Origin of the sequence: Apibacter sp. HY039 (assembly GCF_004023655.1) — a bacterium.
GTDB lineage: Bacteria > Bacteroidota > Bacteroidia > Flavobacteriales > Weeksellaceae > Apibacter > Apibacter raozihei.
This window is the reverse complement of sequence record NZ_SAYM01000009.1, coordinates 44,374-70,665: the sequence shown is the minus strand read 5'-3', so window position 1 is coordinate 70,665 and position 26,292 is coordinate 44,374. Positions and strand designations below refer to the sequence as shown.

Genomic DNA, 26,292 nt, shown 5'->3' with positions numbered 1-26,292 from the left:
TTGTTTTCGTATTAACAGGTATACAAATATATATATTAATAGTTATTTGAGAAACCAAATGCTATAAAAAATATTTATTGTAACTGAAATTTAGTAACTGAAAAAAGAATTTATGTATTTTTTTTATTTAGGAGAATTATAAATGATTTCATCAAAAAATTCAACTTTTCCTGTTTTTACATCATAAAAACCGCCGGTAATTCCTATTTTGCCCTGATCTACAAGATCTTTAAGTATAGGGCTTCTACGTAAAATTTCATCAATACTATGAATTACATTTTCATGTCCTACTTTATTAATGTAGTCATCATGGTGATTATCATTGTCCAAAATGTTTTTATCTACTTTATTCATTGCCGGATGAATTTTATGTAACAAACCGGTTAGGTGCCCCAATTCATAATGTTTACATGCTCCTTTTATAGCTCCGCAATGCGAATGCCCTAAGACTAAAATCAGTTTCGAACCAACAACTTTACAAGCATATTCCAACGAACCTAAAACATCATTATTTATCACATTTCCGGCATTTCTGATACTGAAAATATCTCCGATTCCCTGGTCGAAAATATGTTCAACGGAAGTTCTGCTATCCATGCAGCTTACGGTTACAGCAAAAGGGTTTTGACCAGCTTGTGTTTCTTCTACCTGCTGAATCAGATTTCTGTTTACTTTATAATTATTTACGAAACGAAAATTACCGTCTTTTAAATATTGCAAAGCCTGATGAGGAGTTATGTCATCTAAATTTACACGACTGATAAAACTCTTTGGTGAATTATTAGTAGTAAATTGAGAATTATCAGACAGTATTTGTATTTCTGAATGAGTGTTATTTAAGTAATTAATTTTATAGTCTACTGAGGCTGTTGTGACAGAATCTATTGGATGGATATTCTTTTTTAAAAGGCTTGTTAAATTTATAGTTCTATTTTTAGCATAAGATACAGCACTTGCAGATATCATGATTCCAGTAAGGGTAACTAAAAGAATTGAACTTAGTTTTTTTAAATTTAATTTGTGTTTTTTCATAAGCTTGTTTTTAAATGAACCTAGTAGTTTAATTAAATATTTAGATAAATTATTATTAATTAACTATGTAATTGGTTATAAAGATATGAAAAAAAAAGAATAATACTAAGTTTTTTACAAAAAAATAAATATTAAATTTTATTTTTTATTCAAGTGATTGCTGAGAAAGTTTAAAAAATTTTATTTCGTATAATCTTTCCGGTTTTAGTTCTTTCAAATTGATTAACGTAAATAATTTCTTTAGGCTTTTCATATTTAGAATCAAAAGTAAACTGAGATACTATTTCTTTAAGTTCCGGAATAACATCACCCTCAACAATTAAAATTACTTTTTTACCTAATACTGCATCTTCTCGGGACGAAATTATAAATTCTCGATTAATTATTGATTTCAATTGTTTTTCAACCTTTTCAGGAAATATTTTTATTCCTCCTGAATTTATAATATTATCAATTCTTCCTTGCCATTCGAATTCCCGATCAGAAACAAGTGAAACTAAATCATTGGTAATAATTTCTTCGGATAGAAAAGAGGGTTGAATACATAAACAGCCTCGTCTGTCCACGCGGATTTTTGTGTTAGGGAGAAGTTGGAAAGAAGTGCAGGGGGAGTTACCCGAAACCTTTTTCAATGCAATATGAGAAATAGTTTCAGTCATTCCAAAAGATTCATAAACATCTGTATTTAAGAACTTAAGTTTAGATAATAACGAAGAAGGAATTTGAGCTCCACCCACGATCAATTTATCTATATTTTCAATTTTTTCTAAAGATTTCTCTACCTGCATAGGAGTCATGGCCGAAAAAGTAAACTTTTTATCAGTATTTTTCAAGGGATATGAACTCGGCTCAATACAATATAATTTTAAATTCCAGACTATAGAACGAACCAGCATCATTTTACCGGCAATATATAAGGAGGGCATACATAGAAGCGCAGTATCCCCGGAAGATAAATTCAAATATTTCCCGGTAAGTGATGCACTCTCTGTCATAGCCGATTTAGTCAATACTATATCTTTAGGTATTCCTGTAGAACCGGATGTTTGAGTTACTATTGTCTCTGAGTTATTGTACCAGTCTTTTAAAAAAGAAATGATGTTTTTTTGCCATTCTTTTTCCTGAGGCAATTCAAGGATATTTATTGGTTTTGAAAAATCTAATAAAAACATGTCACAATGCAATTTTGAATTTTTTATTTCAGTTATTTAAATATGTAAATATTTATTCTAAATTTATTTTATTAATTTACAATTTAATTATTTAAAGTTAAAAGTTTTTTGTTAAAAAAATATAAATAAGAGCTTTATTGTTTTTGTGATAATTTTTTTTAGAATTAGTAAGGGAGCATTGATTCGAAAAAGTAAATATCAGGGATTATAAAATAATTTTTCTCCCCTAACTTCAAGATTTGAAGTAAAATTATTGGTAAACAATCCACCTGTGCCCAGCCCTTGAGGCATATTGGTATTTAAAACAGCAGTCCACTGCGCAATAGCGTTCAGACCGATGTTAGATTCTAATGCAGAGGTTATCCACCATCCGGAATTGTTTTCCTTTGCAATGTCAATCCATTCTTGAGAACCTTGCCATCCGCCTATGAGAGACGGTTTTAAAATAATATATTGAGGCTGGATTTGTTGAATAAGCTGTATTTTCTCTTTGCTATGGAATTTGCCAATAAGCTCTTCATCAAGAGCTATAGGCACAGGAGTATTTTTACATAAATCAGCCATCTTTTCAATTTGTCCGGCGCGTATCGGTTGTTCTATAGAGTGAATATTTAATTTAGCTAACTGTTCCAAAACTATTTTAGCTTCTTCGTGAGTAAAGCCTCCATTTGCATCAACTCGTAATTCTAATTGACTGGATGAGAATTCATTTCGAAGACTCTTAAGTATTTCATGTTCTCCGTTCCAGTCAACCCCGATTTTAAGCTTGATACAATGAAAATTAGTATTTAATTTTTCACGGATTTGATTTTTCATAAATTCCAGACTACCCATCCATATTAATCCGTTAATAGGAATACCGTGAGTACCTTTAGTAAAATCAGAAGTGAAGTATAAGTTTGCTTTTTTATTCTCCAGCTGGCAAAAAACCTGTTCAATTCCAAATTGTATAGATGGGAATTCAAGACATGATTCAATCAAGAAATCTTTACCAAGCTCTATATTTTCACATACCCAGCGAAGTTTGTTTTCATATTCGTATTCATTGTCTGCACTTAAGCCTTTGAAAAAGCCACACTCACCTATATACTCAAAGTCAGGACTTTTAATTTTTAAAAAATAAGTAAGTTTGGTTTTTAAAGTACCCCTGGATGTGCCAGCAGGATTTTTAAATACTAATTCATAATAGTTGAAACTTGCTTTCATCATACAAAAATAAACACTCTGGAATAAAAGTACACAGGTATTAACACTAAATTAAGATATCTTTGTCTAAATTTGATAAAAGCAAAGGTTGATAGATTTGCTTAGTTTTGTATTTAGGATTAAATATTAAATATAATTTTCAATACTATTATTTTCCTAATTTAAACTCAAGAATAAATAAAATAGAAGATTGGAAACGATTCACAAAGCATTAGATTCACTGAATAAAAACAAAAAATATTTGCTTGCTGTAAGTGGGGGAGCAGATAGTATGGTTTTGTTAGATTTATTTGTCAGTTCTGATTTGAATTATAGCGTGGTTCATTGTAATTTCCAGCTTAGAGGTGAAGATTCCCTTGAAGATGAAAATCTTGTGAGAAATTATTGCGATCAAAAAGGAATAGAATTATTTGTTCGTCGCTTTGATACTTTGTCCGAAAAGAAAAACAGGGAATCAGTCGAAATGATAGCTAGAAAACTTCGATACGATTACTTTTTTGAATTATGTAAGAATCACTCCTTTGATTATATAGTAACAGCTCATCATTTAAATGATCAGGCAGAAACATTTTTCATTAATTTATTAAGAGGATCCGGTTTGAAAGGGTTAAGCGGTATGAGTTATTTGGCGGGGAGAGTTCTCAGACCCTTACTAAACTATACGCAGGTAGAAATAATATCGTATGCCTTGAATAAAAAAATTTTGTGGAGAGAGGATCATACAAATCAAGAATTAGATTATTTACGAAATAAAATCAGACACATTATTATTCCTGAATTACAAAATATGAATCAGGCATTTTTGCCGCAAATTAAAAAAAGTATGCAGATTATTGATTCTTCCCATCAATTTATTATAAAAAAATCCAGGGAATTGGCAGAGGAAGCTTTAATTAATAATAATAACGGAATCAAACTATTTGACAGGGAACAATTTAAAAAGTCAGACTTTATTTTGGTTTATCTTATTTTTTCAGAATTTGGATTTACAGATGAAAATGATGTAAACAATATTTTAAAAGCTTCTACAGGAAGTACTTTTCAATCAAAGACTCATAAAATATGGATTGACAGGAAACATTTAATCATAGAGCCTATTATTATTGATCAGCCTAAGGTTTTTGAAGTTATTGATAAAATTCCATTACAAGATTCATTTCCTTTACCTTTAAAGTTGTCATTAGAAGTATCACCAGATAATGGTATGTATAATGAAATGATAGATTGGGAGAAAGTTAAATTACCTATATATATCCGTAATTGGCAAGAAGGTGATTACTTTTACCCTATAAATGGAAATGGAAAAAAAAAAATAAGCAAATATCTTAAAGATCTGAAAATTTCAGTTTTTAATAAAACTAAAGTATTGGTTTTATGTAATGCTGATGGTAAAATTATATGGCTTATTAATTACAGGCTCGATGATAGGTTTAAAGTTACTACGACAACAACAAAATATTTAGGCATGAGCTTTGTTTCAAATGAAGGTGTCTAAAATTGAGTTGGAAAAACGTATTTAATTAATTTAATTTTTAAACATGAAAATATTCCGATATATTCTGTTACTTATTGCTTTCTTTTTTATTGCATTTAGTTATGCCCAGACAAAAATATATAAAGGAGATTCTTCTTCAGATAAAGATTTACTTTTTACAATTATGAATGGAAAAATCTTTGCCGGAAGTTTAAAAGGTATAATTATATGCAATATAAAAGAGGATAAAATATATTATAAAAATTATGGCACCGACAGAGATATTTTATTTACTATCAGGAATGATTACAGAGTGTACAAAAAGAAATCCATTTATAGAAAAGACCTGGTTATACTAATAGAAAGAAACAGAATATACGATACTGATAACAGCCTTTTGGCATCTAAAGAGGGAAATAAAATATATGACGGAAATTCAAGATTAGCAAGCCATATATTATTTACTGTTGAAGGTAGTTTAAATTCGAATGAGCTGGCAGCAGTTATTCTTATCAGTTTATCAGCTGTTAAAAAATAGACTTTTATTTTTTTAAACAGAGACTTTAATTGACAACAATAAATAATTCAAAAACAAATAGTAAATTTGTTTTATTATAACTAAAAAATAAATAAATGCTTGCTAGAATAAGGGCAAAAATACGCAAACTACTCAATTTTCTTACCTATGATATCTGGCGGATTACCGAGAATGATAGTACTGTAAGGAAAATAGGTCTGTTTAATGTAATTAAAGCATTTTTGTTAACATTTAGAAATATAAACGGCTCACAGCTCAATACAAGAGCAGGAGCGCTTACATACAGCTCTTTATTATCCATTATTCCCTTATTAGCTGTACTATTCGCTATTGCCAGAGGATTTGGATTTCAGAATATTGTTAAAAGTCAGCTATTTCAATATTTTGCAGGTCAGGAAGAAGTATTGGCTAAAGCTATGCAATTTATTGATAAATCAATTGAATATGCTCAGGGTGGAATATTTTTAGGTATTGGTGTAGTTGTCCTTCTTTATACCGTTATTATGCTTCTATCCAGCATTGAAGATAATTTTAATACCATATGGAGAATAAAAAAAGGACGTACTATTTTTAGACAATTCACTGATTATCTGGCATTAATTATAATATTTCCAGTTTTCCTTATATGTAATGCAGGTTTGTCTATTTTATTATCATCAACTATAGATATAAACATTATAGGCTCAGTAGTTAGTACAATTATTAAAATTGCACCTTACGTAATTACCATTATTTTATTTACATTGCTTTACCTGTACATGCCTAATACAAAAGTCCGGTTTAGTGCAGCTTTGCTTGCCGGTACTTTCAGCGGAACCTGTTTTCAGGTATTTCAGATGCTATATATTTCCGGTCAGATTTGGATCTCAAAATATAATGCCATTTATGGCAGTTTTGCAGCACTACCTTTACTATTATTGTGGCTTCAGCTTAGTTGGTTTATATGTCTATTTGGTGTTCAGTTATCCTTTGCATATCAAAATGTTAACAAGTTTAGTTTTGAAAAAGAAATAACAAATATAAGTCGTCGTTATAAAGATTTTGTGCTATTACTTATAGCTACTCTTATTGTTAAACGTTTTGAAAAAGGTGAAAAACCTTATACAGCTGATGAGCTGTCGGAAAAGTATAAAATTCCGACACAATTAACCAGTGATTCCTTGTTTTATTTACTACAAGTTGGTATCATTATAGAAACTCCGACAGATGATTCACTAGTTTTAGCTTACATCCCTTCCATAGACATCAATAAAATTACGATTGGTTATTTTTTTACAAAGATAGATAGGTATGGCTCGGAAAATTTTAAGCTGGACATTCACGGAGAATTGAGGAGTTTGTGGGATAAAACTGTGGAAGTCAAAAAAATGATTAAAGAAAAAGAAGGTAATATATTATTAAAAGATATTTAATGTAATTTTAATTTAATAATTAATAAGCTTTAAAGGGGTAGTTTTTTTACCGTATATGGAATTTCAAAAAAATCTATGTCCATCATCCAGCTTACCAATTCCTTTTCAGATTTCATATTTAATTTTTTCCTGATTCGGAATTTTCTGCCTTCTACTGCACGAACAGATAAAGAGGCATACTGGGCAATTTCCTTAGTCGAAAAATTTAATTTAATATACGCACAAAGTTCAAGTTCAGATAATGTCAGATTAGGAGCACTGTCTAAAAGTATGTGACAAAATGAAGGATAAACCTTTGTAAATATTGAAAAAAATGAAGGATCCTTAGTAACTGCCAGCTGCGTTAACTCTTGATCTCTGAATGTATTATTTTTTTCATCACTTCGTAGAAAGGCTATTTGTTGTTTTTGTTTTTGAAGAATAAATTCATTTTCAATAGAAATGCTGTATAATTTATAAATAGCGATATTTTTTTTAATTATAAATATTAAATCTGCAATAGCTATCATAAAACTTATAGAAAGCGAAACAAGAAAAGTATTTCGTTTTACTTCAAGTGTTAGTGAATGATTGGTAAATAGCGAATAATTAGTTACAATATTAATCGGTATGAAAATGACAATTACAATAATAATTCCGAATATCAATATCTTATCTTTTTCAAAATCGAATATGAAGGGGATAGCCAGTAATAGTGAGAAATAATAAAAAGTAATTCCTGATTCCGTACCTGAATATGATTCATAAAAAAAAATAATGGTTGCCAGAATGATAAATACTATACCTACTAAAAACTTTATACGACGAAGTTGAGGGTAAAAAAAAGTTAATAAAAGAAACAATGAAAGAGTTAATAGTATATCACCTGAATGTATATCCTTTATGTAAAAAAAATTATGTAAAGAATGAAAGAAAAATACAAAGAACACTATAATAGTAAACTGATTGAGTAATTTAACGGACCATTTACTCAAAGGATCTGTTTCTAAATCAACACCAATATTGGAAACGAATTTCCATAAATCTTTTATCATTTAAGATATTTTATTAATATTTTACAAATATAATACTTAATAAAATAACAGTATTTTAATTGATTAGCTGTCTTTTTACAATCAAAAATTAATTTTGAGATATCTGATAATTTTTATATACGGATTTAAAGATTATGTTTAAATTTTTATTTGTATATGTATAATTTATGATTATGAAGTTATAAGAATATTTCTAAAAAGCTGAGTTGGTAATAACTAAAAAATAGTAATTTTGAATCGAATATTTGTAATGAACAGAACCTGATATGAAGAAACTATTTTGGCTATTGGTGCTTATTACAGCATTTGCACACTCGCAAATAAAAACTCCTGTAAAATGGAAGGCAGAAATAATACCTGTAAAGGATAATCTATACGAAGCTATATTTACAGCAACTCTTGAACCGGGCTGGCATGTTTATTCAAAAGAAACCAAGGTTGAAAATGCTATTCCGACTGCACTAACCTACCCAAAAAGTAATAATATAAAGCTGATAGGTTCAACTAAAGAAGTAGGAAAAAAAATTGAAGAATATTCAGAGGTTTTTGAAGGTACCTTAGTATACTATTCTAATAAAGTAGAATATCATCAGAAATTCGAGGTTCTCGGAGATAAGCCGGTTCATTTTGAAGCAGATGTAGAATTTCAGATATGTAATGATAAAGTTTGTTTAGCACCCGATGGAGAGTCCTTCTCATTAGAAGTTTCTCCTCAAAAAAGAAATACCGAAGAGCAAAAAGAAGAAAATAATGAGAACCCTGCTTTGGAATTATCTGAGAAAAAGTTAACAAAAGATTCCTTACTTACCTCAAATAACGGTTCAAAGTTAGAAAAAGAAAATACTATTATATCTGAAAATCAAATACTAATACCCAGTTTAGATAGAAAAAATCCAATAAATAAAGAATGTGGAGAAAAAATAATTCAGGATGAAAGCAATGGATGGATCTTTATTTTTGGATTTATCGGAGGACTTATTGCTCTATTGACTCCTTGTGTATATCCAATGATTCCACTTACCATTTCTTATTTTACCAAACAAGCGAAAAGTAAAAATCAGGGAAGAAAAGATGCTTTGCTTTATGCTTTCTTTATTCTTTTAATCTTCTTGCTTTTCACACTTCCGTTTCACTTAATAAGTGGTATAAATCCGGACATTTTTAACCAGATATCTACCAATGTATGGCTAAATTTAATATTCTTTATCATATTTATAATCTTTGCCTTTAGTTTTTTTGGGTACTACGATATTACACTCCCTAGCTGGATGGCTAATAAATCTGATAAAGCATCAGAGTCTGGAGGATTTATCGGTTTGTTTTTCATGGCTTTAACCCTGGTTATAGTTTCCTTTTCCTGTACAGGACCGGTATTAGGAAGTATTTTGGCAAATGCTATACAAAATCCGACTCAGTTAACGTTGGCTTTTGGAGGTTGTGGGTTGGCATGGGCAATGGTTTTTGGAGGATTTGCTTTATTTCCTCAGTTTTTGCATAATATGCCAAAATCCGGAGGATGGATGAACACTATCAAAGTTGTCTTAGGATTTATGGAGCTGGCATTGGCATTAAAATTTCTTTCTAAAGCGGATTTAGTAGCCAAAACATTTCTTCTGAAAAGAGAAATTTTTATAGCCCTATGGATCATTATAGCAATTGCAATTGTATTATATTTATTAGGAGTGATACGTTTTCCTCACGACAGTAAAAAAATAAAAATAGGAACAGGGCGTAAAATTTTTGCTCTTATTTTTGCTGTTGTAGCCCTATACATGATACCCGGTGTTTTTCCTTCAGAAAAGCCTAATTTAAAATTATTAAGCGGTATTACACCTCCTTTGAACGTTAGTATTTATAAAAACAAACAAGATAAAGGAGTCTTGGGTTTACGAATTATTCATGATTATTACGAAGCAATTGAAATTGCCAAAAAAGAAAATAAACCCGTATTAATAGACTTTACAGGTTATGGCTGTGAAAATTGTCGTAAAATGGAAGAATTCGTTTGGAGCGAGCCGGATGTATGGCAACTATTGAATGATAAAGTAGTTATCGCTTCCTTATATGTTGATGATTCCGAATATTTACCTGAAAATGAACAACAAACAATACAGCTTAAAGAGGGTAGGAAAAGAAAAATACGAACCATAGGGAATAAATGGTCTACATTTCAGCGAGAAAATTTCAGCTCTAATTCTCAGCCTTTTTATGTGTTGGTAACACCGGATAGCAAAATACTGAATGAGCCGGTAGCAGGTTATATGGATAAAGAAGACTTTAAACAATTCCTCAATTGTGGTATAAATACCTATAAAGAGTTAAAAAAGCCATAAACCGACAAGAATCATATAGCTTAAATTTTTTGGTCAGTTTAGATTTTGTAATTTTAAATTAAAAAACAAATATGAAAAAGAAACTGGTTGTTTTAACCGGAGCGGGTATTAGTGCGGAAAGTGGTTTAAGTACATTTAGAGATTCCGGAGGTCTATGGGAAAAATATGATATATCAGAAGTAGCCTCTATAAAAGGATGGTTTAAAAATCCTAAACTTGTATTAGATTTCTATAATATGAGAAGATCCGAACTTAAAGATCATCAACCCAATCAGGCACATTATCTGTTAAAAGAACTGGAATCTGAATATAATGTTTATATCATTACTCAAAATGTAGACAATTTTCATGAACGAGCTGGTTCCACTAACATACTTCATCTTCACGGCGAACTTAATAAGGTAAGAAGTGAAACCAATGAATCGCTGGTATATGAAACGCTCGAAGAAATTCAATTAGGCCAGTTGGCAGAAGATGGCGGACAGCTTCGTCCGGATATAGTTTGGTTTGGCGAAGCCGTACCTAAAATGGAAGAAGCAATACAAATTGCTCAAACGGCAGATATTTTTATGGTTATAGGCACGTCACTTCAGGTATATCCTGCTGCATCCTTATTAGATTACGTTCCTGCTTCAGCCCCCGTATATGTAATTGATCCGAACTCGTTCGACTCACCTTTAGGTAGAGAAGTTACATTTATTCAGGAGCCTGCCACCAAAGGATTGCAGTCGGTGAAAAGTCTCATGGTTTAAAAAAATTAAACGGTTTTAAATACCAAAACTATAGAATAATATAAATTTTTTATCTTACATGTGTTTAAGAACAAGTAAATAAGCAATTGTATTACAAATTAAAATCAATTTTATCGTTAAAGATTCTTTTTTGATTAATTATTATCGTTACATTTGTTTATAAACCTATGAATTGCAATACATATATGAAAAAGTTCATTTATTCTATAGTCGCTTTAGTTTTATCTACAGTTACATTTGCTGAAAATGTAAAAGATCAGGCTTTAAAAGCAGTAGAAAACCCTGAAATATCTATTAAATCAGCTAAAATTCCTATGTATGTGCAAACTCTTGTAGGAGAGCATTTAGGTGGAGTGGTTAATTTGAAACGTATATCAAAAGGAGCTTCTATTTTAAAATTGTCAACATTTAATGGTCTTAATGTAGAAATAGCACATAAAAACAACACTATAAAAAAAATTAAATCATCCAAAGAATCAGTACCTGTTCAATTACTAACCTATTTTCCCGGAGAAGTCAGTAATTTAATAACTTCACAATTCACCGGTTGGGAACTAACTGAAATTGCATCAAGTCAGAACGGATACGAAGCAGAATTAAAGAAATTAAAACAAAAAATTCATCTGAAGTTCGATTCCTCAGGTTTCTGTCATTATACGCAGTACAGATAATATATAAGCAGAGATATTGTTATATCAGAAATCTAAGTCACATTATTTTTTAGTAGTTAATTTCTAATATTTTCATAAATAATTGGTTAAATCAGATGTTATAAAAAAGTTTACTTTTCTGTTGTTTTTATTTTTACTAACAGAGCAGTTTGTCTTTGCAAAAAATTTACAGGAAATTCAGGTACCGGTTTCTAAAATCGGTTCAGATTCCTTAATTAGAATCAACGGGCAACTTTTAGATAAAGAAACTGTGCTTCCGGTACATAATACAGCGAATATCCGTGTATATAATTATTCAGGAGATTTTATTAAAGAAACCAATACGGATAGTACAGGATTATTTAGTTTTAATTTAAAAAAAGGAGATTATTTAATTAAAGTTAAGTTAGACAATTACAGAGAATTTAATGGGAAATTGAAAGTAATTAAATTCAATGCAAATAACTTATTTATAGCTTATCTCACCTCAAACAAAAGTCAAAAAGAAGAAAACTATGACTCAGAAAACGATTCGTCAGTTCTCATAGGAAACATTATAATAACAGCAAAAAAATCTAAGATTATAATGAAAGGAGATACCATTCAGTATGACGCATCTCAATATAAAGTAAGGAAAGGCTCTCTTCTTCAGGAACTTTTAAGAAAAGTGCCGGGGCTCACCATAGATAAAAACGGTAATATTAAAGCTAACGGCAAACCGGTACATAAGATATTAATTGATGGAAGACAGTTTTTTGATAATGACATCCATTTAGCGTTGACCAATTTACCTTCTGATATGGTGAAAAGTATAGAGCTTTATAAAGAATCTTCAGACTTATCTAAAATAACAGGAATAAAAGAAGGTGACGGAAATCAGGTTCTTAACCTTAATGTGAAAGAAGAGTATAAGAACAGTCTTTTTGGAAATGTTTCAGCAGGATATGGAAGTAATAAGCGGTATAATTATAAAACTCTGCTTAACTATTTAGGAAAAACCACACAAATTTCTTTGTTAGGCGATGCAAATAATACCAATGGAAGTTTAGATGATATTGAGTCTTACTCTGATAATGGAGAAGGAATTATTTCCGAACGGACTATAGGATTAAATGGGACTTATGAAAATAAAAATAAATTAAAAGTTGAAAGCAATCTTCTTTATAATGAAGAAATAAACCGGTTGACCAGTACCGAAAATACCCGGTATTTCTTATCAGACGAAGAAAGAACTTCGCATAACCTCTCCCTGGATAAACAAGAGCAAAAAAATACTTCTTTTGGAATTAATCTTAGTTCGGAATCAAAATCAAATTTAACATTGTTTATGCGGTTATCCGGAAATCATCAGGAAAAAAAAGCAAAGACTTTGTTTGAAAGTCAGACTTTCTCAAATTTAAATAACACTACCCGAGAAAATTCGGAATCTAAAATATCAGGAATAGCCAATGAACTTAGAGGTTCTCTTACACTTGGGTGGAAGCTTAACGAAAAAGGCAGGACTTTAAGTCTTTCATTAGACGGTGATTATAATCACGAAAAAGAAGATGGAAATCAAAAATCACAAACTTTTTATGATGCTGATAGCTCAGAAGTAGAAATGGATCAACAGCTTGTTTCCAAAAATCAGACATCAGGATATAATGCAACAATCTCTTATACAGAACCTATCGGAAAAAAAAGTATCTTTATGGCTTCCTATGCTTTTCAAAGAATGGATGTAGAAAGAAATTATAAGGCATTAAACAAAAATGATGAAGGAATATATGCCAGACTTGATTCTGTTTATACAAGAGAATCAGAATCCTATTTCAACAAACAAAACATTCAGCTTAATTTTCAGACAGTATATGATAAATTTGAATATGCTCTTGGAGTTAATGCAGAACCTACAGAATCTGGAAAAAAAATACACATAGGTAGCTATACGATTCAGAAAATGAATCAGAAAATAATTAACTATTCCACCTTTGGAAGATTCCAATATAATCCTAAAAAAAACAAAGTTTTTAAATTCAACTATTTCGGCAATGTTACCCAGCCCGGATTTGAACAGATAACTAAAGATACCACAACTATTAGTCCAACAAACAAAAATTATGGAAATCCCGATCTCAAAGCTACATCATCCAATAATTTTGATTTTGTATATCAAAAAACAAATCTAAATTCCGGAAGATTTTTCTCTATTATCGGGAATCTGAACTATATTTCCAATCAGATAGTAAGTTATACTTTTATAGACAAATTAGGTAATACAGCGAGTACATACAAAAATGTGAATGGTAATTGGGGAGGAAACCTGAATGGTAGCTATAATTTCCCTATAAAACAAACGGACCTTACACTTGAATTCAGCTTGGGAAGTTCCTATCAGAGACAATTGGCATTTATGAATGACCAAAAAAGTATTACAGATGACTATAGTGTTAATTCATCTATATCCATAGATTATAATCCTGGAGACTTATTATTAAATCTTACCGGGTTTTATCAAAATAAAAGAACAGAAAATAATCTATCGTCAGTTTCAAACCTTAAAATTACTTCCTGGGGAATTACCAATCTCGTACAATGGGATCTTCCATTTGACATACAGTTTCAAAACTATATTAGCTATCTTTACGACCATGGATATTCATCCAATGTTCAAAAAGAAAAAATACTTTGGAATATGGCTATTTCAAAATCATTTTTAAAAGGAGGAAAAGGTGAATTAAGACTACAGCTTTACGATATTCTGAATAAAAGAAACAATATTATGCGCGTGATTAACGGAAATCAGGTTTCAGATATACAGAGTCAGGTTTTAAAACGCTATTTTTTACTAAGTTTTATTTACAGGCTCGGTATCTCAGGCTAATAATCCCATATATTTAATAGCAATCATACAACTGGCTATATTTTTTTGTCTTTGCTTTTAGATCCTATAAATTGTAAAGAATTGATGACTATTTCTGCAGTCGCTTTATTAGTAGCTAAAGGAACATTATGCAAATCACATAACCGAAGCAGCATATTGACATCAGGTTCATGAGGATGTTTACCCAGCGGATCTCTGAAAAAGATCACTAAATCGGTTAGACCGTCCACTACACGGGCGGCAATTTGTGCATCTCCCCCTAAAGGTCCGGACTTAAACTTTTTAACTTCTAGTCCCGCTTCTTCAACAAAAGAACCCGTGGTACCTGTTGCAATTAAATTAACATTATGCTGTTTTAAAACCTTTAAGTGAGACATTAAAAAAGCCACCATATCAGCTTTTCGTCCATCGTGGGCTATTATCGCTATTTCCATTAACGTTTAATATTATTATCTATTCAAAGATAACTAAAAACCTTGTATTCATCTATCAAAAATAAGTAATTAATCACTTTTATAGATAAATACTAATGCGTTTCGTAACTTATTTTTTATCTTTGAACAAGTAATAGAAATATTAGTATAATGAATATTATCCTGTTTGATGGAAATGAATATTCTGATTTACTACCTCTGACCTTTACCCGTCCGGTGGCAGAACTCAGAATGGGAATCTTAACCTTTACAGAACGATGGAAAAAAATACTTCAGACTGAAAAAGTTTCCTTTTTGACCCGAAAATATCTATCCGCAAAATATCCGGTTTGTATAGAAGATAACAATTGGTTTATAAATCCGGCTTACTTTCCAAATTTGGAGCTTATACTTTCAATAAAAAATCTGCAAAAAGGAGAATCACTTTTCTCTGAAGGTGAATTGATTGCATCAAATCTTTCCTATGAAGACTTTATATCCAGAAATTTTGGCAGGAAAGTTGAGATAAGCCCCGGGAGTTTTCATATACAATATCCCTGGGATTTGTTTAGTTATAACAGGCAGGCAATATCCTATGATTTTTCACTGATTACTCAGGGAAGAAATTCCCTTCAGTTATCCGATACTGTTAAAATTATTGGAGATCCTTCACGGATTTTTGTTGAAGAAGGAGTGCTCGCAGAGCATGTAATTTTAAACACCCGAGAAGGCGAGATTTACTTAGGTAAAAATGCTGAAATTATGGAAGGTTCCATGATTAGAGGTTCTCTGGTTATGTGTGAAGGAGCTAAAATTCATATGGGCTCTAAAGTGTATGGTGGGACAACTATAGGACCTTATTCCAAAATTGGAGGAGAGGTAAACAATGTTGTTATTACTGGGTACTCCAACAAAGGGCATGAAGGTTTTTTGGGTAATTCCGTATTGGGTGAATGGTGCAATCTTGGGGCAGATACCAATTCTTCCAATATGAAAAATAATTATGCGGAAGTAAAATGCTGGAATTACACGAAACAGGGATTTATTAAAACTGGATTGCAGTTTGCTGGGCTAATTATGGGAGATCATTCCAAAGCGGCTATAAGCACACAGTTTAATACCGGTACCGTAGTAGGTGTTTCTGCCAATATATTTGTTGCAGGTTTTCCTCCGCATCTTATTAAATCTTTTTCATGGGGTGGAAAATCGGAAAGTCCCTTGTTTCAGATAAACAAAGCTTTCGAAGTTGCTGAGCGAGCTATGATGAGGAGAGGAGCGGAGTTAACAGAAACAGATAAGCAAATTTTAACCTATATATATGAGGAACTTATTTAATTTTATACTAAATGTTTAAAATTATTTCGAAAAAATTTAAGAACAGGGCATTTATGTCAAATTTCATACAGTTAAATTTTTTGTAACAAAAAAAAATCATAAATTTGCCCCTTAAAATTAATTATAAAAATTAATAAAAGAATTGAATAGAATGGCTGGAACTTACAATAATGTTCTTGAGTTAATTAACAATACGCCGTTAGTTCGCTTGAATAAAGTAACAGAAGGGATGAAGGGTGAGTTTTTTGCAAAACTCGAATGCTATAATCCCGGACATTCAACTAAAGACAGAATTGCACTTCATATTATTGAGAATGCTGAAAAACAAGGACTGTTACAACCCGGAGCCACAATTGTGGAAACCACTTCCGGTAATACAGGCTTTTCAATTGCCATGGTTAGCATTGTCAAAGGATATAAATGTATTTTAGCCGTTAGTGATAAGACCAAACCTGAAAAGATTTCTTTTTTAAAAGCAATGGGTGCCAAAGTGTATCTTTGCCCTGCGAATGTACCTGCCGATGATCCCAGATCATATTATGAGGTTGCCAAACGCATTGCAGCAGAAACACCGAATTCCATTTATATTAATCAGTACTTTAATAAAGAAAATACAGAATCACATTATTTAACTACCGGACCCGAAATTTGGGATCAGACTCAGGGAAGAATTACTCACCTGATAGGATGTACCGGAACAGGAGGAACGCTTAGCGGTGCCGCTCAGTTTTTAAAAGAAAAAAATCCTGATATTAAAATTATCGGCGTAGATGCCGTAGGCTCAGTGCTGAAAAAATATTTTGAAACAGGAGAGCTGGATCCTAATGAAATTCGACCGTATCAGATAGAAGGTTTAGGTAAAAACCTGATTCCCGAAGCATTAGATTTTTCCGTTATCGATGAATATGTGAAAGTTTCTGACGAACCTAGTGCTTACGCTACCCGTGAGCTTGCTCTTAAAGAAGCTATGATGGTCGGTTATACCAGTGGAGCCAGCTTAACAGCAGCCCGTCAGATTGCCGATAGTTTCGATGAAAACTCCGTAGTAGTATTAATATTTCCTGACCATGGATCCCGTTATATGACTAAAGTTTTTAGTGATGACTGGATGAAGGCCCAGGGATTCGTAACTAGCCGTTTAAACGGTCTGGAATCTCACGCTACGGTAGAAAAAGTATAACAAATACATTTTAATCAATGGATATTTTTGATAGAATAAAAAACCATCCGGGACCGCTGGAAAAATATGCGGAATATGCGGAAGGAGAATATATTTTCCCAGTTTTAGAAGGCGAAATTAGCCCAAGAATGAAATTCAAAGGGAAAGAAATGATCGTTTGGAGCATCAATGACTATCTAGGATTGGCTAACCATCCTGAAGTTAGAAAAACAGATGCCGAAGGAGCTAAAGATTACGGTATGGCTTATCCTATGGGAGCACGGGCTATGTCGGGACAAACTCCTCAGCATGCCGAACTAGAAAGACAATTAGCAGAGTTTGTTAATAAAGAAGCCGCTTATTTGTTGAATTTCGGATATCAGGGAATGCTTTCCATTATTGATACCATGGTTTCTAAAAATGATGTGATTGTGTATGATGTTGATAGCCATGCCTGTATAGTAGACGGAGTACGTCTTCATTTCGGTAAAAGATTTACCTATCAGCATAACGATATTGCAAGCCTTGAAAAAAACCTTCAAAGAGCAGAAAAAAATGCTTCCGAAAGTGGAGGAGGTGTTTTGGTTATTACCGAAGGAGTCTTTGGTATGCGTGGAGAACAAGGGAAATTAAAAGAAATCATTGAACTTAAAAAGAAATATAATTTCCGTTTATTAGTTGATGATGCCCATGGATTCGGAACCTTAGGTAAAACAGGTGCCGGTGCAGGAGAAGAGCAAGATTGTCAGGACGGTATTGATATATACTTTTCTACCTTTGCGAAGTCTATGGCCGGAATCGGAGCTTTTGTAGCAGGTGATAAAGAAATCATTAAATATCTTAAATATAACCTTCGTTCACAAATTTTTGCTAAATCATTACCTATGCCTATGGTATTAGGAGCTTTAAAAAGACTGGAATTATTAAAAAATAAACCAGAGCTTAAAGCAAAATTATGGCACAATGTAAATAAACTGCAATCCGGATTAAAAGAAAGAGGATTCAATATAGGAAATACGAATACTTGTGTAACACCGGTATATTTACAGGGAGATCCTATGGAGGCCACCTTCCTTATTAAAGATTTACGAGAATTTTATGGGATTTTTACCAGTGTAGTAGTATACCCTGTAATTCCTAAAGGAATGATTTTATTACGTTTAATTCCTACAGCCTCTCATTCAGATCAGGATATTGACGAAACTTTAGCTGCTTTTGAAGCGGTGAGAGATAAATTAGTTGACGGAACATATAAAAAACTATCTGAACATATACAGATAGATTAATTATAGAAAAAATATATAAAGAAAAAGCTCCTGATATTCAGGAGCTTTTTCTTTATACATTTTAGAGGATTAAAATCAGACAGTTACCCTATTTAATAAGAGCACTGAATAAAAATTAATGAAAACTTATTCCCGTTGATGTGAATCTATGAAAATGGTCACCGGACCGTCATTTAGTAAATGTACTTTCATATCTGCTCCAAAAACGCCACATTCTACGGACTGGTTTAGGATTTCTTCTAATTTTGCTTTAAATTGTTCATACATAGAATTAGCAAAATCAGGACCTGAAGCACGTATGTAACTGGGACGGTTGCCTTTTTTAGTGGAAGCAAACAGGGTGAATTGACTGATAAGCAAAAGTTGTCCCTTTACGTCCTGAACAGACAGATTCATGACTCCATACTCATCATTAAAAATTCTCAGATTACTGATTTTCTGCGTCAACCAGATTATATCTTCCTGCGTATCAGAATCTTCAATGCCTAACAGAATTAGTAAACCTTGCTCAATACAGCCTTTTATTTCATTATCAACTTTTACTGATGCTTCGCTTACGCGTTGTATTATAACTCTCATAGTTTGAAAATCTTCTCCGGAAAACAGAAAATAATAGAATGTATTCGTGTTCCGGAGAAAATATATGTGTTTTCAAATTAAACAAAAGGCATTTTAACCGTTTGTGCTTTTAATTTTTTATCTCTGATTCCTATAAAAATTTCCGAACCTGCACGGGCATATTCCGGTTTTACGTACGCAATACCGATACCGGATTTTTTTATAGGTGACATCGTTCCGGAAGTAACCTCGCCTATACAAGAACCTTCACTGTTAAATACCTGATAACCATGTCTGGGAATACCTCGATCTAACAACTCAAAACCAACTAGCTTTCTGGAAACTCCGTTATTCTTCTGATTAAGAATTTTTTCTTTTCCTAGAAAATCTCCTTTTCCGGTTTTGGTAATCCATCCCAGGCCTGCTTCAATCGGGGTGGTGTCATCGGAAAGTTCATTGCCGTATAGGCAAAATCCTTTTTCAAGTCTGAGAGTGTCACGGGAGGCCAGTCCACAAGGAATTAAACCTTCATCTTTACCAGCTTCCAAAAGTTTTTCCCATAAGTGTACCGCTTGGGAATTGGGAACATAAAGCTCAAATCCTCCGGCTCCGGTATATCCGGTGTTGGATATGCATACCTCATCAATGCCGGCCACCGTTCCGCGGGTAAAATGATAATAGCTGATATCTGCCAGGCGTACACGGGTTAGTTTCTGTAAAATTTGCTGAGCTTTAGGACCTTGTAAAGCCAATAAGCTTATATCATCGCTTAGATTCTGCATTTCGGCCTCATCTGTATTATTTTGTGAAATCCAATTCCAGTCTTTCTCAATATTAGAGGCATTCACCACTAAAAAATAGTCATGATCTTTTATTTTATAGACAAGAAGATCATCAACCACTCCTCCATTTTCATTTAAAAGTGTTGAATATTGAATACCACCGTCAATAAGCTGTGAAACATCATTGGACGTGATTTTTTGCAACAAGGGTAAAGCATTTTCTCCTTTGATAGAGAATTCTCCCATGTGAGATACATCAAATAGTCCTGCTTTCTCCCGGACAGCAAAATGCTCAAGAGTAATTCCCGAGTACTGAACCGGCATTTCAAATCCGGCAAAATCAACCATTTTTGCGCCTAGATTAACATGGTTTTGGTTTAATACGGTTTTTTTCATTATAGGTGGGTTTATAGTTCGTTCAATAATTGGGTAATTTCTCTCAGGTTCGGGGCAATAATAATATCCACTCTTCGGTTCATGGCTTTACCTGTAGAGGTTGAATTGTCTGCAATAGGAAGATATTCACCTCTTCCTGAGGCGGTCATTTGGGTGGGAGGAACCCCTTCGGACTGTAGTATTTTAGTTATAGAAGTAGCCCTCATAACGGAAAGATCCCAGTTATCTTTTATATTTCCATTACCGGCATAACGATCTGAATCCGTATGCCCCTGAATAATAATATTTAAATCCGGATCTGAGGAAAGTACAGAGGATATTTCCTGTAAAGCACGTACACCTTCAGATTCAACGTTCCAGCTGGCGGAAGGAAATAAAAGTTTATTATCCATAGAAACATAAATATAACCTTCTTTTTCTTCCACGGTTATTCCTTTTCCTTCGTATCTTTTTAATGCATTCTGGAGTTTGTTTTTTAAAGTAGATACTCCTTCTTTTTGTTGAGAGATTAAGCCTTCGAGTTCATTGATCCTTCGTATTTTTTCCTGAAGCTGTCCCTGGGTTTGTTCCAGTTCTCCTTGTATTTTTTTTCTCTCTTGTAAAGCTTCCTGGGAGAGCTTCTCATTTTTTAATTTCAGGTTTTCCAGATCTTTGATTTTCGAGTCATATTCTCCTTGAAGCTGATTATATTCTGCATCCAGTTCCGCCTTTTTGCGAGTCAACGCATTTTGCTGTTCCTGAAGAGATTTAAATTGATCTCCCAGGTTTTTTAATGCAATTTCTTTTTCCTCAATCGTAAGCTGGTTTTTTGTTTCGCCCTGTAGGGCGGCATAATATTTTTGTTCCAGTTCTTTATATTTGGATTGAGGTACGCAAGAGGCGGATATAAGAGCTAAGGTAAGTAGTATTCCTGTTCTTTTCATATATGTATTAGTCTATTTTTTGTAAATCAAAGTCAATCCCGACCGGAGCATGATCCGAATGTACGGCCTGGGTAAGTATGTAAGCTCGTTTTAAGGATGATTTTAATGGCTCGGTAACCAGATTATAATCTATTCTCCAGCCTTTGTTATTTTGCCTGGCTGTCTTAACCCGGTAGGTCCACCAGGAATACTGGAAGGGTTCCTGATTAAAAACCCGTAAGCAATCCGTAAGTTTACATGTACTGAAAAAACGGTCGAGCCATTCGCGTTCCTCAGGTAGAAATCCGGATACTTTAGCATTACGTACCGGATCATTTATATCAATAGCGTGGTGACAGATATTAAAATCACCATTTATAATGAGATTTGAAAATTCTTTTTCAACTTTTTGTATATACGTAAGCAAATACTCACAAAAGTCCATTTTAAATCCTAAGCGCCCCATGTTGGTGGCCGAGGGAACGTAAACGCTAAGTACGGAAAATTCTTTAAAATTAGCTTGAATAACTCTGCCTTCGGAATCAAATTCCTGCTGGTCACATCCATATTTTACTGACAGGGGTTTTTCTTTAGATAGAATAGCAACCCCGCTGTATCCTTTTTTTTCGGCAGGAAACCAATAGCAATAATATCCTAAATCTTTAAAAACTGTAGTGTCAAACTGTTCCGGGGTTGCTTTTACTTCCTGCAGGCAAAGAATATCTGGATTAGCAGATTTCAGCCATCCTAAAAAATCTTTATTTATGGCTGCACGCAAGCCGTTTACATTATAACTCAATAATTTCATATAGCAAAAATAGTTTTTTTTATTCTTGTATCAGATAAAGTGATATGAATAATAAATAGTTTTTGTAGGTATAAAAACTAATTTTTTAATTATCAATGCATAACACAAATAACGCTCCATGAAAATTAAAGAATTTGCTGGAACTTAAAATCATATCCGTTTTTGGGTAAAAAATTTTTAATACTATTGCAAATAATAGTTAAAACTTAAAATAAATGTTACAGGATAAATTAACTCAATTATGGGTAAGATGCACAGGTAAAAAAATAGATCCGGATAAACACAGTTGGATAATAGGACCTTTGGGAGAGGAGAATGTTATTAGTGATCAGTATTTGAAAAGAATGGCAGAACAGGATCAACTTAAAGTTATAGTCAATGAAAAGAATTCAGGATTGCTTGATGATTGGGATCGTTTTGATTTATCTTTAGATGAAAAGAAAAAATTAAATCTGAAGGTAAAGAAATTCTATGAAAATACATCAGAGTATGATTTTGAAGTCTGGAGTGAATGGAAAGGTGTTTTCAAGCCGTTGGGATATTTGTTAACCGTTATATTCAGTAAAAGGTTACAACAGCTTAATATTCCTGTAAGTTCTTTAGTAATGTCTAAAGGTTTGAAAAGTGAAATTATAAAACTTAAAAAAGGCGAACATACTGTTTGGACTATTTGGTATAGAAAAATAAAAAGTACGGGAGATGTTATATATTCGGGTATTTATACGACCACATGGATGCCTCACTTTCAAAGAAATTTGCTTAAGGTTGTTTTTCCGTTACCTAATGGAAATGCTTCGGTTATTATGACGAAGAAAATTCTTGAAGACGGTTCACTACTTTTAAGTAGTGATGGTAAAAAATTTGGAGAAAACGGTTTTTATTTCTACGTTACTGATAATAAAGGTAATCATTGGGCTAAGTTTGTTAAAGCCCTCCATGAATGGATTAGAGTCTATGTTGATGAAGAAGATATTCTCCGCACGGATCATAATTTTAAATTTTTTGGCATAAATTTTTTAAATCTTCATTATAAAATATATAAAAAAAATACCCATAAAACAGTCTGATTATCGCAGTTCTTCCAGTAGTTGAATGATAGGCGTAAAGGAGATATCCTTTATTACTTCAAAAAAATCAATAGGCGATTCATGAGGTAAAAAATCTGAAATAACCCGTATAATTAAATCCTGAGGTCTTTTCAGGTACATAAAAGTATAATCTTCCATGTTAATTAATGTTCCTACCGGAATATCCGTAGTTGTTATAAACCTGTCGGAAGTAAGAGAAGAAAGGCAGGGAAGATGGGTTTTTGAGGTAGTAAGCCTCAGTTTACCGTTTTCAAAAAGTCCTCCCTGAAAACCATATAAAGAAGAAGCGGTAACTTCAACCGGCATTCCTTTTTTTAGTTCTTCGGGCATGGTATTTTCATTTCCTGTTACAGCGGTAAAACCTACGAGTATGTCCAGGTCAGAATCCGGTTTGCTCATCATCGCTTTTGCTATTTTTTCTCTTCCAATACCGGTTTTCGTACAATGATAAGTATGAAACAATGTAGGGAATTCTCGAAATGCTTCCTCTATTTTATTTTGTTCTTCCAACATTGGAGTAAACAGGTTTATTTTCATAGCTTATGAGGGGTTTAAAAAGTTAAAGTAATTTCTTAATAGGGTAGAATTATCACAGTGTTTGGTATTTATTTCAAGTAATTTCGGACTTGAGGATTTTTCAAAAAAGGTAGCAAGATAGCTGCTAAGTTCATCTGAGCTGCTAACTTCTTTGTATTCCAGTTGATATTCTTCGGCCAGAAGTTTAGCCGTACGATGGTGTCGGGTAACAAAATATTCATCTAAAGCATCCGTAGAATCCGGTCCCGGAATTATTTTAAAAATATCACCTCCACCGTTATTTAAAAGAATGATCCTGAAGTTTGAAGGTAAATATTTGTTCCATAAAGCATTAGAATCGTAAAAGAAACCAACATCTCCGGTAATCAGTACGGTAGGATTACTGTCAGCAACTGCAAAGCCTACAGCAGTAGAAGTGGAACCATCAATACCGCTGGCTCCCCGGTTACAAAAAATTTTATTTTGTTTATTAAAATTAAATAGTTGTGTATAACGAATCATTGAGCTGTTAGACACCTGTAGATTATAGTAATCGGGCAAATATTTATTAATCGTGTGTATAGCCTGTAAATCTGAATAAGTAAGATTTTCTATAAATAGTTGGTGTTTTCTTTCTTTTATTCTTTTTATCTCTTTCCATTTGCTGGAATAATCGGAAGTCTTTTGCGGAACTTGGATAAGTTCCGTTAAAAAGGAAATGGGCTGATCTTCAATTTTTTCTGTTAAAGAAAAGTAGGTGTCCGGATGCCAGAAAGAATCCAGATGCCAGTGTGCTTTAAGCTTGGAATTTCGTAAGAAAACCTTTATTTTTTTAGAAACAACATTTTGTCCTATGGTGAGAAGTAAATCGGGTTTATACTCATCCATTTTTTCTTCTCCAAAGGGGAAAACGTATCTGTCTATATTAGGGTAAAATTCCGGAGAATTCAGATTAGAAGTTATTTCCGTGAGTATAACCGTATCCTGGCGCTTTGCAAGTTCTTCCAAAAGTTTACTGAAGTAAGGATCCGGTGGCTGCATACCAACCAATACCATTTTTTTATCGTATTGATTCCATTGGGACAAAAGGGGATGCCAGGTTTCTGAATTAAATTTTTTTTCAGGCTGCGCCAACTGTTCAATGGTGATACCTAAACTATCGGTCTGTTCGTATAAAGGTTCTGAGAATGGAAAATTGATATGGACTGGTCCTGATTGTAAAATAGCTGTCTGAACCGCTTTTTTTATAGTTAAGAAATTGTCAGTTACATCCTGATCTTCTTCGGATTCAGAAATTTGAAAAGAACCATAAATATGATTTTTATAAATATCTTTTTGTCGTATGGTCTGTCCGTCAAAAATATCCACAAAATTTTCGGGTCTGTCTGCAGTAATAACCAACAAAGGTACATTTTGATAAAATGCTTCGATAATAGCCGGATAATAATTGGCAGAGGCTGTGCCGCTGGTACAGCAAATGGCCACAGGTTTTCTTTTCGACTGGGCCATACCCAAAGCAAAAAAAGCCGCCGAACGCTCATCTGTTATACTGTAGCATTTATATTCGGAATGCTGCGAAAAATGAATGGTTAGAGGTGCATTTCGTGAACCCGGAGAAATTACCATATCAGTAATTCCATATCGATAAAGCATTTCTCCTAAAATCTGAACGGCTAATTTTTTGCTATACATGCTTTCAAATAAGAAAGAGATTAAACTATTTGTTAATCTCTTTGTATTTTATATTTTGTTAGGTAATTTTTTAATAAGTAAGCATTCCTCCATTGACATTGAGAACGTGTCCGGTAACATATCCGGATAAATCACTGGCTAGATAAAGACAAGCATTGGCAATGTCTTCGGGCGTACCTCCTCTTTTAAGGGGAATGTTATTTCTCCATTCCTGAACTGTCTTTTCATCAAGCACCTCTGTCATTTCTGTTTCAATAAATCCGGGAGCAACCACATTGCAACGTATATTTCTGGAACCTAATTCTAAAGCAATAGATTTTGAAAAACCAATAATTCCTGCTTTACTTGCTGCATAGTTGGACTGGCCTGCATTCCCTTTAACACCTACTACTGAACTCATATTAATGATTGAACCTGATTTTTGTTTCATCATGGGTTTAGTTGCAGCCTTAGTCAGGTTAAATACAGAATTAAGATTTACCCGAATAACTTCTTCCCAGTCTTCTTTTGTCATTCGAAGTATAAGGTTATCTTTAGTTATTCCGGCATTATTTACAACAATATCTAAAGTTCCAAAGTCAGTCAAAACCTGCTCTACCAAATTTTGTGCTGCATCATAATCAGATGCATCGGATTGATATCCTTTAATTTTTACCAGTGAAGAAATCTCTTTTTCCAGTTCCTCTGCTTTAGAGGCTGATGATGCATATGTAAAAGCTATATTGGCCCCTTGTTGAGCAAATATTTGTGCAATACCTTTACCTATACCTCGGGTAGCGCCTGTTATAATCGCTGTTTTTCCTTCAAGTAATTTCATGTTACTAATATTTATTTCGTGTCAAATATACAGTTTTTGTAAAAAACGGACACAAGGATTATTCAATTTTAAGC

The 26,292-nt window shown here is 32.8% G+C and carries 23 protein-coding genes; 11 read left to right on the top strand and 12 right to left on the bottom strand.

Going from position 1 to position 26,292, the window contains the following annotated elements:
- Positions 1 to 123 precede the first annotated feature (123 nt).
- The 3 genes from EQ921_RS13955 to EQ921_RS13945 form a co-directional block, all read right to left on the bottom strand.
- Positions 124 to 1,032 carry a carbonic anhydrase family protein gene (locus EQ921_RS13955; protein WP_370449529.1) on the bottom strand — a complete coding sequence of 303 codons (909 nt, stop codon included), beginning with the start codon at positions 1,030 to 1,032 and terminating at the stop codon, positions 124 to 126.
- Between the two features lie 170 nt (positions 1,033 to 1,202).
- Positions 1,203 to 2,204: an AMP-binding protein gene (locus tag EQ921_RS13950; protein ID WP_128332095.1), complete on the bottom strand. Its 1,002-nt coding sequence runs from the start codon at positions 2,202 to 2,204 to the stop codon at positions 1,203 to 1,205.
- A gap of 198 nt (positions 2,205 to 2,402) precedes the next feature.
- Entirely contained in the window at positions 2,403 to 3,410 is a 1,008-nt protein-coding gene (locus EQ921_RS13945) for an o-succinylbenzoate synthase (protein ID WP_128332118.1), read from the bottom strand.
- Between the two features lie 190 nt (positions 3,411 to 3,600).
- Here EQ921_RS13945 and tilS point away from each other — a divergent pair, with 190 nt between their 5' ends.
- The 3 genes from tilS to EQ921_RS13930 all read left to right on the top strand — a co-directional run bounded on the left by tilS (position 3,601) and on the right by EQ921_RS13930 (position 6,834).
- Complete coding sequence (tilS, locus tag EQ921_RS13940; protein WP_128332094.1) at positions 3,601 to 4,905, top strand: tRNA lysidine(34) synthetase TilS; 1,305 nt, start codon at positions 3,601 to 3,603, stop codon at positions 4,903 to 4,905.
- A gap of 43 nt (positions 4,906 to 4,948) precedes the next feature.
- On the top strand, positions 4,949 to 5,422 hold the full coding sequence (locus tag EQ921_RS13935; protein ID WP_128332093.1) for a hypothetical protein: 474 nt from the start codon (positions 4,949 to 4,951) through the stop codon (positions 5,420 to 5,422).
- A gap of 95 nt (positions 5,423 to 5,517) precedes the next feature.
- Positions 5,518 to 6,834 (top strand): YihY/virulence factor BrkB family protein, encoded by a 1,317-nt coding sequence (locus EQ921_RS13930; protein ID WP_128151471.1) that lies wholly within the window; start codon positions 5,518 to 5,520, stop codon positions 6,832 to 6,834.
- 29 nt (positions 6,835 to 6,863) lie between these two features.
- Here the strand turns inward: EQ921_RS13930 and EQ921_RS13925 are convergent, their stop codons facing one another.
- Positions 6,864 to 7,868 (bottom strand): hypothetical protein, encoded by a 1,005-nt coding sequence (locus tag EQ921_RS13925; protein WP_128332092.1) that lies wholly within the window; start codon positions 7,866 to 7,868, stop codon positions 6,864 to 6,866.
- Positions 7,869 to 8,134: 266 nt separating this feature from the next.
- On the opposite strand from EQ921_RS13925, the gene EQ921_RS13920 reads away from it, so the two are divergent.
- The 4 genes from EQ921_RS13920 to EQ921_RS13905 all read left to right on the top strand — a co-directional run bounded on the left by EQ921_RS13920 (position 8,135) and on the right by EQ921_RS13905 (position 14,466).
- Entirely contained in the window at positions 8,135 to 10,201 is a 2,067-nt protein-coding gene (locus tag EQ921_RS13920; RefSeq protein WP_128332091.1) for a cytochrome c biogenesis protein CcdA, read from the top strand.
- Between the two features lie 71 nt (positions 10,202 to 10,272).
- Positions 10,273 to 10,953, top strand: a complete 681-nt coding sequence (locus EQ921_RS13915; RefSeq protein ID WP_128332090.1) for an NAD-dependent deacylase — start codon at positions 10,273 to 10,275, stop codon at positions 10,951 to 10,953.
- A 185-nt stretch (positions 10,954 to 11,138) separates the two neighbouring features.
- The gene (locus EQ921_RS13910; RefSeq protein WP_128332089.1) at positions 11,139 to 11,624 is read left to right on the top strand and encodes a hypothetical protein; all 486 of its coding nucleotides are present in this window, start codon (positions 11,139 to 11,141) and stop codon (positions 11,622 to 11,624) included.
- Positions 11,625 to 11,745: 121 nt separating this feature from the next.
- Positions 11,746 to 14,466: an outer membrane beta-barrel protein gene (locus EQ921_RS13905; protein ID WP_164875650.1), complete on the top strand. Its 2,721-nt coding sequence runs from the start codon at positions 11,746 to 11,748 to the stop codon at positions 14,464 to 14,466.
- A gap of 35 nt (positions 14,467 to 14,501) precedes the next feature.
- On the opposite strand, the gene EQ921_RS13900 is transcribed toward EQ921_RS13905, so the two are convergent.
- Positions 14,502 to 14,900 carry a methylglyoxal synthase gene (locus EQ921_RS13900; RefSeq protein WP_128151483.1) on the bottom strand — a complete coding sequence of 133 codons (399 nt, stop codon included), beginning with the start codon at positions 14,898 to 14,900 and terminating at the stop codon, positions 14,502 to 14,504.
- 150 nt (positions 14,901 to 15,050) lie between these two features.
- Here EQ921_RS13900 and EQ921_RS13895 point away from each other — a divergent pair, with 150 nt between their 5' ends.
- The 3 genes from EQ921_RS13895 to EQ921_RS13885 all read left to right on the top strand — a co-directional run bounded on the left by EQ921_RS13895 (position 15,051) and on the right by EQ921_RS13885 (position 18,659).
- The gene (locus EQ921_RS13895) at positions 15,051 to 16,214 is read left to right on the top strand and encodes a GlmU family protein (protein WP_128332087.1); all 1,164 of its coding nucleotides are present in this window, start codon (positions 15,051 to 15,053) and stop codon (positions 16,212 to 16,214) included.
- A gap of 151 nt (positions 16,215 to 16,365) precedes the next feature.
- Complete coding sequence (locus tag EQ921_RS13890; RefSeq protein WP_128151487.1) at positions 16,366 to 17,394, top strand: PLP-dependent cysteine synthase family protein; 1,029 nt, start codon at positions 16,366 to 16,368, stop codon at positions 17,392 to 17,394.
- Positions 17,395 to 17,411: 17 nt separating this feature from the next.
- A complete protein-coding gene (locus EQ921_RS13885; RefSeq protein WP_128332086.1) occupies positions 17,412 to 18,659 on the top strand; it encodes a pyridoxal phosphate-dependent aminotransferase family protein in 1,248 nt (415 codons plus the stop codon).
- Positions 18,660 to 18,785: 126 nt separating this feature from the next.
- Here EQ921_RS13885 and dtd read toward each other — a convergent pair whose 3' ends face one another.
- The 4 genes from dtd to EQ921_RS13865 all read right to left on the bottom strand — a co-directional run bounded on the left by dtd (position 18,786) and on the right by EQ921_RS13865 (position 22,105).
- Positions 18,786 to 19,238 carry a D-aminoacyl-tRNA deacylase gene (dtd, locus tag EQ921_RS13880; protein WP_128332085.1) on the bottom strand — a complete coding sequence of 151 codons (453 nt, stop codon included), beginning with the start codon at positions 19,236 to 19,238 and terminating at the stop codon, positions 18,786 to 18,788.
- A 77-nt stretch (positions 19,239 to 19,315) separates the two neighbouring features.
- Entirely contained in the window at positions 19,316 to 20,395 is a 1,080-nt protein-coding gene (gene gcvT / locus EQ921_RS13875) for a glycine cleavage system aminomethyltransferase GcvT (RefSeq protein ID WP_128332084.1), read from the bottom strand.
- Between the two features lie 11 nt (positions 20,396 to 20,406).
- On the bottom strand, positions 20,407 to 21,318 hold the full coding sequence (locus EQ921_RS13870) for an OmpA family protein (protein ID WP_128151495.1): 912 nt from the start codon (positions 21,316 to 21,318) through the stop codon (positions 20,407 to 20,409).
- Positions 21,319 to 21,325: 7 nt separating this feature from the next.
- On the bottom strand, positions 21,326 to 22,105 hold the full coding sequence (locus EQ921_RS13865) for an exodeoxyribonuclease III (protein WP_128332083.1): 780 nt from the start codon (positions 22,103 to 22,105) through the stop codon (positions 21,326 to 21,328).
- 215 nt (positions 22,106 to 22,320) lie between these two features.
- Here EQ921_RS13865 and EQ921_RS13860 point away from each other — a divergent pair, with 215 nt between their 5' ends.
- On the top strand, positions 22,321 to 23,172 hold the full coding sequence (locus EQ921_RS13860) for a hypothetical protein (protein WP_128332082.1): 852 nt from the start codon (positions 22,321 to 22,323) through the stop codon (positions 23,170 to 23,172).
- Here the strand turns inward: EQ921_RS13860 and EQ921_RS13855 are convergent, their stop codons facing one another.
- The 3 genes from EQ921_RS13855 to fabG all read right to left on the bottom strand — a co-directional run bounded on the left by EQ921_RS13855 (position 23,173) and on the right by fabG (position 26,218).
- Positions 23,173 to 23,730, bottom strand: coding sequence for a hypothetical protein (locus EQ921_RS13855; RefSeq protein ID WP_128332081.1), 558 nt, complete (start codon positions 23,728 to 23,730; stop codon positions 23,173 to 23,175).
- Between the two features lie 3 nt (positions 23,731 to 23,733).
- On the bottom strand, positions 23,734 to 25,401 hold the full coding sequence (gene menD, locus EQ921_RS13850; RefSeq protein ID WP_128332080.1) for a 2-succinyl-5-enolpyruvyl-6-hydroxy-3-cyclohexene-1-carboxylic-acid synthase: 1,668 nt from the start codon (positions 25,399 to 25,401) through the stop codon (positions 23,734 to 23,736).
- 70 nt (positions 25,402 to 25,471) lie between these two features.
- Positions 25,472 to 26,218, bottom strand: a complete 747-nt coding sequence (gene fabG, locus EQ921_RS13845) for a 3-oxoacyl-[acyl-carrier-protein] reductase (protein ID WP_128332079.1) — start codon at positions 26,216 to 26,218, stop codon at positions 25,472 to 25,474.
- Between the last annotated feature and the right edge of the window lie 74 nt (positions 26,219 to 26,292).

What these genes read in the sequence shown, in the direction of transcription:
- EQ921_RS13895 (WP_128332087.1), top strand. Translation starts at nt 15,051, where the DNA reads ATGAATATTATCCTGTTTGATGGAAATGAATATTCTGATTTACTACCT.
- EQ921_RS13870 (WP_128151495.1), bottom strand. Translation starts at nt 21,318, where the DNA reads ATGAAAAGAACAGGAATACTACTTACCTTAGCTCTTATATCCGCCTCT.
- EQ921_RS13890 (WP_128151487.1), top strand. Translation starts at nt 16,366, where the DNA reads ATGGCTGGAACTTACAATAATGTTCTTGAGTTAATTAACAATACGCCG.
- menD (WP_128332080.1), bottom strand. Translation starts at nt 25,401, where the DNA reads ATGTATAGCAAAAAATTAGCCGTTCAGATTTTAGGAGAAATGCTTTAT.
- EQ921_RS13920 (WP_128332091.1), top strand. Translation starts at nt 8,135, where the DNA reads ATGAAGAAACTATTTTGGCTATTGGTGCTTATTACAGCATTTGCACAC.
- EQ921_RS13855 (WP_128332081.1), bottom strand. Translation starts at nt 23,730, where the DNA reads ATGAAAATAAACCTGTTTACTCCAATGTTGGAAGAACAAAATAAAATA.
- EQ921_RS13860 (WP_128332082.1), top strand. Translation starts at nt 22,321, where the DNA reads ATGTTACAGGATAAATTAACTCAATTATGGGTAAGATGCACAGGTAAA.
- gcvT (WP_128332084.1), bottom strand. Translation starts at nt 20,395, where the DNA reads ATGAAAAAAACCGTATTAAACCAAAACCATGTTAATCTAGGCGCAAAA.
- EQ921_RS13865 (WP_128332083.1), bottom strand. Translation starts at nt 22,105, where the DNA reads ATGAAATTATTGAGTTATAATGTAAACGGCTTGCGTGCAGCCATAAAT.
- EQ921_RS13885 (WP_128332086.1), top strand. Translation starts at nt 17,412, where the DNA reads ATGGATATTTTTGATAGAATAAAAAACCATCCGGGACCGCTGGAAAAA.
- EQ921_RS13945 (WP_128332118.1), bottom strand. Translation starts at nt 3,410, where the DNA reads ATGAAAGCAAGTTTCAACTATTATGAATTAGTATTTAAAAATCCTGCT.
- EQ921_RS13910 (WP_128332089.1), top strand. Translation starts at nt 11,139, where the DNA reads ATGAAAAAGTTCATTTATTCTATAGTCGCTTTAGTTTTATCTACAGTT.
- dtd (WP_128332085.1), bottom strand. Translation starts at nt 19,238, where the DNA reads ATGAGAGTTATAATACAACGCGTAAGCGAAGCATCAGTAAAAGTTGAT.
- EQ921_RS13955 (WP_370449529.1), bottom strand. Translation starts at nt 1,032, where the DNA reads ATGAAAAAACACAAATTAAATTTAAAAAAACTAAGTTCAATTCTTTTA.
- EQ921_RS13900 (WP_128151483.1), bottom strand. Translation starts at nt 14,900, where the DNA reads ATGGAAATAGCGATAATAGCCCACGATGGACGAAAAGCTGATATGGTG.
- fabG (WP_128332079.1), bottom strand. Translation starts at nt 26,218, where the DNA reads ATGAAATTACTTGAAGGAAAAACAGCGATTATAACAGGCGCTACCCGA.
- EQ921_RS13930 (WP_128151471.1), top strand. Translation starts at nt 5,518, where the DNA reads ATGCTTGCTAGAATAAGGGCAAAAATACGCAAACTACTCAATTTTCTT.
- EQ921_RS13915 (WP_128332090.1), top strand. Translation starts at nt 10,273, where the DNA reads ATGAAAAAGAAACTGGTTGTTTTAACCGGAGCGGGTATTAGTGCGGAA.
- EQ921_RS13950 (WP_128332095.1), bottom strand. Translation starts at nt 2,204, where the DNA reads ATGTTTTTATTAGATTTTTCAAAACCAATAAATATCCTTGAATTGCCT.
- EQ921_RS13935 (WP_128332093.1), top strand. Translation starts at nt 4,949, where the DNA reads ATGAAAATATTCCGATATATTCTGTTACTTATTGCTTTCTTTTTTATT.
- EQ921_RS13925 (WP_128332092.1), bottom strand. Translation starts at nt 7,868, where the DNA reads ATGATAAAAGATTTATGGAAATTCGTTTCCAATATTGGTGTTGATTTA.